The sequence below is a fragment of the Mesorhizobium sp. M7A.F.Ca.CA.001.10.2.1 genome (assembly GCF_003998575.1).
In the GTDB taxonomy this organism is placed as follows: domain Bacteria; phylum Pseudomonadota; class Alphaproteobacteria; order Rhizobiales; family Rhizobiaceae; genus Mesorhizobium.
Genome location: NZ_RZQY01000291.1, coordinates 1 through 7,080 on the forward strand (window position 1 = coordinate 1; position 7,080 = coordinate 7,080).

The following is a 7,080-nucleotide window of genomic DNA, read 5'->3' on the forward strand; positions in this document are numbered from 1 at the left end:
GCCTTCGCCGCCTGGTATTTGGTGCTGCATTCCTTCGCCGTCAGGCCCTTGGCCGTGCTGTCGTCCGCAGCGGCGGCAGCCTTGGCTGCCTTGGCCGGCTTCGTCTCGGCAGCCTTCGTGGTATCGGCCGGCTTGGCGTCGGTCGTCGCGGCGGCGTCGGTGCCGCACTGAGCCTTGCGGAACTGGTTCCAGGTCGCGCCGGCGAGTGTCCCCGCATCCTTGGCGGCGTTGTATTTCGTGCTGCACTCGGCCATCGTCAGTGCGTTGGCTGGCGCGGCCAGGAACAAGGTCGCGACGGCGAGGCCGGTCAAAGTGGCAAGTCGGTGGATGAGCATAGCGTTTCTCCGTTGCAGCAGCCCATGATACGTCCCTGCAGATCAATATCGCTCAACGGGCGGTTGCGCCAGATGCTAAGTGGCGTATATATCGCCGAAAACCGGTTTCTCCCGATAAGGTGATGAAATCGTTGTCCGTTGTCTGGTTCAGAGCAAGATTTTCCTGGTGCATCCGCGCTGAAAGGCTCGCATGACTTGTATATTGCAACATGGCAGTCTGGGCATGTCAGGTTGCGGCCACGTGTGTGCAGTGCACAACAATGGTTTTCTAAGGATTGGTAACGTATAATCACACAATGTGATCATAGCGCCCTGGCCAATTGTGGCATGACGTGCCGGGGAAGAAACGTCGAGGAAGCTGACTAGCATGGCAGGGAATTATTTCGGCACGGACGGCATTCGCGGACGCGCCAACAAGTTTCCGATGACGGCTGAAATCGCTATGCGGGTCGGCATGGCCGCCGGCCTTTCCTTCCAGCGCGGCAGCCATCGACATCGTGTCGTGCTCGGCAAGGACACCAGGCTTTCCGGCTATATGATCGAGAATGCCATGGTCGCCGGTCTTTGTGCCGCCGGCATGGACGTGTTCCTGCTCGGCCCGATCCCGACGCCGGCTGTCGCCATGCTGGTGCGTTCGCTGCGCGCCGATATCGGCGTCATGATCTCGGCCTCGCACAACCCCTATTACGACAACGGCATCAAGCTGTTCGGACCCGACGGCTACAAGCTCTCCGACGAAATCGAGGAGCGCATCGAGAGCATGCTCGACAAGGATATCGAACTGGCGCTCGCCGATTCCGACGGGCTTGGCCGCGCCAAGCGCGTCGACGGCGTGCATGACCGCTACATCGAATTCGCCAAGCGCACCTTGCCGCGCTCGATGTCGCTCGCCGGCTTGAGGATCGTTGTCGATTGCGCCAATGGCGCGGCCTACAAGGTGGCGCCCGAGGCGCTGTGGGAACTGGGCGCCGAAGTCGTCGCCATCAATGTCGAGCCCAACGGCTTCAACATCAACAAGGAATGCGGCTCGACCCATCCGGCCGGCCTGCAAAAGAAGGTGCACGAAGTGCGCGCCGACATCGGCATCGCGCTCGACGGCGACGCCGATCGTGTCGTCATCGTCGATGAAAACGGCGCGATCGTCGATGGTGACCAGATCATGGCGCTGATCGCCGAATCCTGGCACCAGAGCGGGCGGCTTGCCGGCGGTGGTGTCGTCTCAACCGTGATGTCCAATCTGGGCCTCGAACGCTTCCTCGGCGACATGAAGCTGCAATTGCACCGCACCAAGGTCGGCGACCGTTATGTCGTCGAGCATATGCGTGCGCATGGCTTGAATGTCGGCGGCGAACAGTCGGGTCATATCGTGCTGTCCGACTTTTCGACGACCGGCGACGGCCTGGTCTCGGCGCTGCAGGTGCTCGCCTGCATCAAGCGGCAGGGGCGGCCGGTCAGCGAACTGTCGAAGAAATTCGAACCCGTGCCGCAACTCCTGAAGAACGTCCACATTTCCGGCGGCAAGCCGCTTGAGGAGGCGCCGGTCAAGGCCGCCATCGAAGACGCCCGCAACCGCCTCGGCAAGACCGGACGGCTGGTTATCCGGCCATCAGGGACAGAGCCGCTGATCCGCGTGATGGCCGAAGGCGACGACCCGCAACTGGTCGAGTCCGTGGTCAATGGCATAGTGGACATCATCTCGGAAACGCGCAGCGCCGCTTGATCCCAGCGCGTCCAGCAGGACGTGGATCTGACAACCAGGCGCGCCGCGCTCCCTTAACCGGTCCAAGGCCCGCCCCTCGGCGGGCTTTTTCTTGTCAGCCGCCACTTTGTTCGGTGTCCGTAAATCTCGCGCCTATCCCTAGAAGTTTCGAGATTCGTGGTTAAGCAACAGGGTTAAACGCCTTTTAACCTTTGCAATTCATTATCCACGACTGAAAGCCAATCGCATTTCGGGCGGGTTCGCCGTTCCGAGCTTCTCAGGGGTGACAAGCATGTTCAAGACAGCAAGAAAGGCCCTGCTCGCCTTCCTGTTCGCAGGGTTGGCAGGGCCGTTGTTCGCGGCCGATCTGCCGGAGCCGATGGTTGAAGAGGCTCCGCCTCAGGCCATCTACGAGCAGCCGGTCGAGGTCGGCGGCTGGTATATCCGCGGCGATATCGATTATCACAAGTCGACCGTGCGCGGCATCGACTATATGACCTACACCGTCGATCCCTGTAACTGTACGGTCACGCCCGGCACCAGAAGTTTCGATTTCGGCAAGCTCAAGGGCGGTTTCTCGCTCGGTGCCGGCGTTGGTTACAAGATCAACGACCACTTCCGGACCGACCTGACGGCCGACTATTGGTTCAAGTCGAACTTCAACGGCGGCACCTCGGACATCAACGGTACTTCGACCGAAGTATCGAAGATGAGCGCCCTGCTGCTGCTTGCCAACGCCTATGTCGATCTCGGCACCTACCATGGCATCACGCCTTACGTTGGCGCCGGCATCGGCGGCGCCCGCGTCAAGTGGGATGATGTCTATGACCCGAACACCACCGAGTTCAATCCCGGCAGATCAAGCTGGCGTTTCGCCTACGGTCTGATGGCCGGCGCTTCGTACTGCCTGACCGACAAGATCATTCTCGATGCCGGCTACCGCTTCTCCCATATTCAGGGCGGCCGCATGTTCGACTGGAACATCACCAGCTCCGGTCCCGGCTTCGATCGTGGCATCAACACGCACGAAGTGCGCGGTGGCCTGCGCTACCAGTTCGGTGGCAGCAACGGTTGCGCCGCGCCGGTCGTGGCCTACCAGCCCGAACCCGAGCCGATCTACACCAAGTAACAGCATCTACATTACTTGCATTCTTCACAAACCGCCCGGCCTCAGCCGGGCGGTTTTTCGTTGGGCCGCCTGGAATCGACAGGGGAAATGAATTCGCTAACGCTCTGTTAGCCTTAACCGGCACTTAACCACTATGGTTAACAATGCTCCTTGAAACGATGGCTGCCGCTGCGATTGCGGGCTGCGCCAAATTCGGGAGTCGGGGACCATGAAACTTACATCGCGTATGGCGCTGGCGCTCGGTGCACTGGCCTTCCTGCCGCTGACGCCGGTGCACGCGGCCGACTACGATCCGCCGATCTATGTCGACCAGGCGCCCGACTACGTCCCGGTCGAGGTCGGTTCCGGCTGGTATCTGCGCGGCGACGTCTCCTATCTGGCGCAGAAGAGCTTCGACAATCATGATTTCGCCACCGAAACCGCAGCCTTCAGCGACAAGGAAGATCCGATCTTTGCCAGCATCGGCTTCGGCTACCATTTCAACGACTATCTGCGCGCCGACCTCAATCTCGGCTATCTGCCCGGCAACGAGATCGGCGTCGGCTATGACGATTCAGCGACTGCCGCAGAGCCGACCGTGGCGTCGGCATCCCTTAAGAACTACGCCTTGTCGGGCATACTCAACGGCTATGTCGATCTTGGCACCTATGTCGGCATCACACCCTATCTCGGCGCCGGTATCGGCATCGTCCGCAGCAAGCGCACCCTGTCGGCAAGCTATTTCACCGACAATGGCGACGACACGGACGATTTTGCTGTAAGTGACAGCAAGACCCAGTACTCGCTGGCCTACACGCTGAATGCGGGCCTCGCCTATCAGGTATCGAAGAACGTTTCCGTCGACCTGGGCTATCAGTATTTCTCCGCCCCGGACGCCGAATATGTAGCCGCCGAGAGCCTAGATTCCTATCCGATCCGCAAGGGGATCAGCAATCATCAGGTCAAGCTTGGGCTGCGCTACGATCTTTGGTAGTAGGTACGGCATGCACGAAAACGCAGACGGCGGATCTTTCGGGGTCCGCCGTTTGCGTCTGAAGTCACGACATCCTGATCAGGGATCGCCGGTATCCCGGCAGCGACAAAAACTTTCCTCTTGACGCCCGAAGTCTGAACGCATATCGCCGTCCGTGGGCCACCCCTCCCCAACGAGGGGCCACTATCTGGAAGGATAGACCACGATGACGACGCATACGAAGCCCGGACTCCGTCCGGCAAACCCCAATTTTTCCTCAGGTCCCTGTGCAAAACGTCCCGGCTGGTCGGTCGAGGCGCTGAACAATGCCGCGCTCGGCCGTTCCCACCGCGCCAAGATCGGCAAGACCAAGCTCGAACAGGCGATCGAGCTGACGCGGGAAATTCTCCAGGTCCCGGCGGGTTACCGCATCGGCATCGTGCCGGCGTCGGACACCGGCGCGGTCGAGATGGCGCTGTGGTCGCTGCTTGGCGAGCGCGGCGTCGACATGGTCGCCTGGGAGAGCTTTGGCTCCGGCTGGGTCACCGACGTGGTCAAGCAGTTGAAGCTCGCCGACGTGCGCAAGATCGAAGCCGGCTACGGCGAACTGCCTGATCTCACCAAGATCGATTTCGACCGCGATGTGGTCTTCACCTGGAACGGCACCACGTCGGGCGTGCGCGTGCCGAACGGCGATTTCATTCCCGCGGACCGCAAGGGCCTGACCGTCTGCGATGCGACTTCCGCCGCATTCGCGCAGAGGCTCGACTTCGAAAAGCTCGATGTCGTCACCTTCTCCTGGCAGAAGGTGCTGGGCGGCGAGGGCGCTCACGGCATGCTGATCCTGTCGCCTCGCGCCGTCGAGCGGCTGGAGACCTACAAGCCTTCATGGCCGCTGCCGAAAATCTTCCGCCTGACCTCGGGCGGCAAGCTGATCGAAGGCATCTTCAAGGGCGAGACCATCAACACCCCCTCGATGCTGTGCGTCGAGGATTACCTCGATGCGCTCAACTGGGCGAAGTCGACCGGCGGTCTCGACGCGCTGATCGCCAGGGCGGATGCCAATACGGCCGTCCTCGATCGCTTTGTCGGCAAATCCTCCTGGCTCGGTCATCTCGCCGTCCAGCCGGCGACACGGTCGAACACGTCCGTCTGCCTGTCCTTCACCGACCCGGACGTGTCCGCGCTCGACGCCGAGGGGCAGGCGGCTTTCGCCAAGGGGCTGGTGTCGGTGCTCGACAAGGAAGGCGTCGCCTACGATATCGGTGCCTATCGCGACGCACCGCCCGGCCTGCGCATCTGGTGCGGCGCGACGGTCGAGACGTCGGATCTCGAGGCGCTGCTGCCCTGGCTCGACTGGGCCTTCGCCGCGCAGAAGGCGTCGCTCAAAGCGGCGGCCTGAGATCATTCGCGGCGGCCTTCGGGTCGCCCATTCCCATCAGGATCAAATCCATTTCAAGGAGGCCGCCATGGCGCCCCGCGTTCTCGTCTCAGACAAACTCTCCCCCACCGCCGTGCAGATATTCAAGGATCGTGGCGTCGAGGTCGACTATCTGCCCGATCTCGGCAAGGACAAGGAAAAGCTCGCCGAAGTGATCGGCCAGTATGATGGCCTCGCCATCCGCTCGGCGACCAAGGTCACCGAAAAACTGATCAACGCCGCTACCAATCTCAAAGTCATCGGCCGTGCCGGCATCGGCGTCGACAATGTCGATATCCCGGCGGCAAGCCGCAAGGGCATCATCGTGATGAACACGCCGTTCGGCAATTCGATCACGACAGCCGAACATGCGGTGGCAATGATCTTCGCGCTTGCCCGCCAGATACCGGAAGCCAACGCTTCGACCCATGCCGGCAAATGGGAAAAGAACCGATTCATGGGCGCCGAGATCACTGGCAAGACGCTGGGCGTCATCGGCTGCGGCAACATCGGTTCGATCGTCGCGACGCGCGGCGTTGGCCTCAAGATGCACGTCATCGCGTTCGACCCGTTCCTGTCGGACAGCCGTGCCGAGGAGCTTGGCGTCGACAAGGTCGAGCTCGACGAACTGTTCGCCCGCGCCGATTTCATCACCCTGCACACGCCGCTGACCGACAAGACGCGCAACATCATCGATGCCGCGGCGATCGCCAAGATGAAGAAGGGCGTGCGCATCATTAACTGCGCTCGTGGCGGGCTGGTCGTCGAGGCCGACCTGATCGCGGCGCTGAAGAGCGGCAAGGTGGCCGGCGCCGGCGTCGACGTCTTCGAGGTCGAACCGGCCGAGAACAACGAACTGTTCGGCATGGAGAATGTGGTGGCGACGCCGCATCTCGGCGCCTCGACGACGGAGGCCCAGGAGAATGTCGCGCTCCAGGTTGCCGAGCAGATGGCCGACTATCTGATCAAGGGCGCCGTCTCCAACGCCATCAACATGCCGTCGATCACCGCCGAGGAGGCGCCGCGGCTGAAGCCTTTCGTCAAGCTTGCCGAAGTGCTCGGCGCCTTCGTCGGCCAGGTCACCGAGGATCCGATCAAGGAGGTCGAGATCCTGTTCGACGGCTCCACCGCGACGATGAATACGCGCGCGCTGATCAGCGCCGCACTCGCCGGGCTGATCCGGCCTCAGGTCTCCGACGTCAACATGGTGTCGGCGCCGATCATGGTGAAGGAGCGCGGCATCATCGTCGCCGAGGTCAAGCGCGACAAATCGGGCGTGTTCGACGGCTACATCAAGCTTACGGTGAAGACCGAGCACATGACGCGCTCGATCGCCGGCACATGCTTCTCGGATGGCAAGCCACGCTTCATCCAGATCAAGGGCATCAACCTCGATGCCGAGGTCGGCCAGCACATGCTCTACACCACCAATGCCGACGCGCCGGGCATCATCGGCCTGCTCGGCACCGTCTGCGGCGAGAACGGCGTCAACATCGCCAACTTCCAGCTCGGCCGCAACCGGCCGGGCTGGAAGTTGGCGATGTT

5 protein-coding genes and 1 pseudogene are annotated in these 7,080 nt (G+C 61.8%); 5 read left to right on the forward strand and 1 reads right to left on the reverse strand.

Features of this window, described 5'->3' with window-relative positions:
- Positions 1–335: pseudogene (locus EN964_RS19010) on the reverse strand (hypothetical protein); the annotation flags it as partial.
- Positions 336–702: 367 nt separating this feature from the next.
- On the opposite strand from EN964_RS19010, the gene glmM reads away from it, so the two are divergent.
- From glmM to serA, 5 genes are all read left to right on the forward strand, one after another.
- A complete protein-coding gene (glmM, locus tag EN964_RS19015; protein WP_127267139.1) occupies positions 703–2,055 on the forward strand; it encodes a phosphoglucosamine mutase in 1,353 nt (450 codons plus the stop codon).
- Positions 2,056–2,326: 271 nt separating this feature from the next.
- Positions 2,327–3,163 (forward strand): outer membrane protein, encoded by an 837-nt coding sequence (locus tag EN964_RS19020; protein ID WP_127267138.1) that lies wholly within the window; start codon positions 2,327–2,329, stop codon positions 3,161–3,163.
- Between the two features lie 208 nt (positions 3,164–3,371).
- Positions 3,372–4,136, forward strand: coding sequence for an outer membrane protein (locus EN964_RS19025; RefSeq protein ID WP_127267137.1), 765 nt, complete (start codon positions 3,372–3,374; stop codon positions 4,134–4,136).
- Positions 4,137–4,341: 205 nt separating this feature from the next.
- Complete coding sequence (locus EN964_RS19030) at positions 4,342–5,517, forward strand: phosphoserine transaminase (protein ID WP_127267136.1); 1,176 nt, start codon at positions 4,342–4,344, stop codon at positions 5,515–5,517.
- A gap of 67 nt (positions 5,518–5,584) precedes the next feature.
- Positions 5,585–7,080: phosphoglycerate dehydrogenase (gene serA, locus EN964_RS19035; RefSeq protein WP_127276623.1), on the forward strand; the 1,496-nt coding region annotated here is incomplete at its 3' end.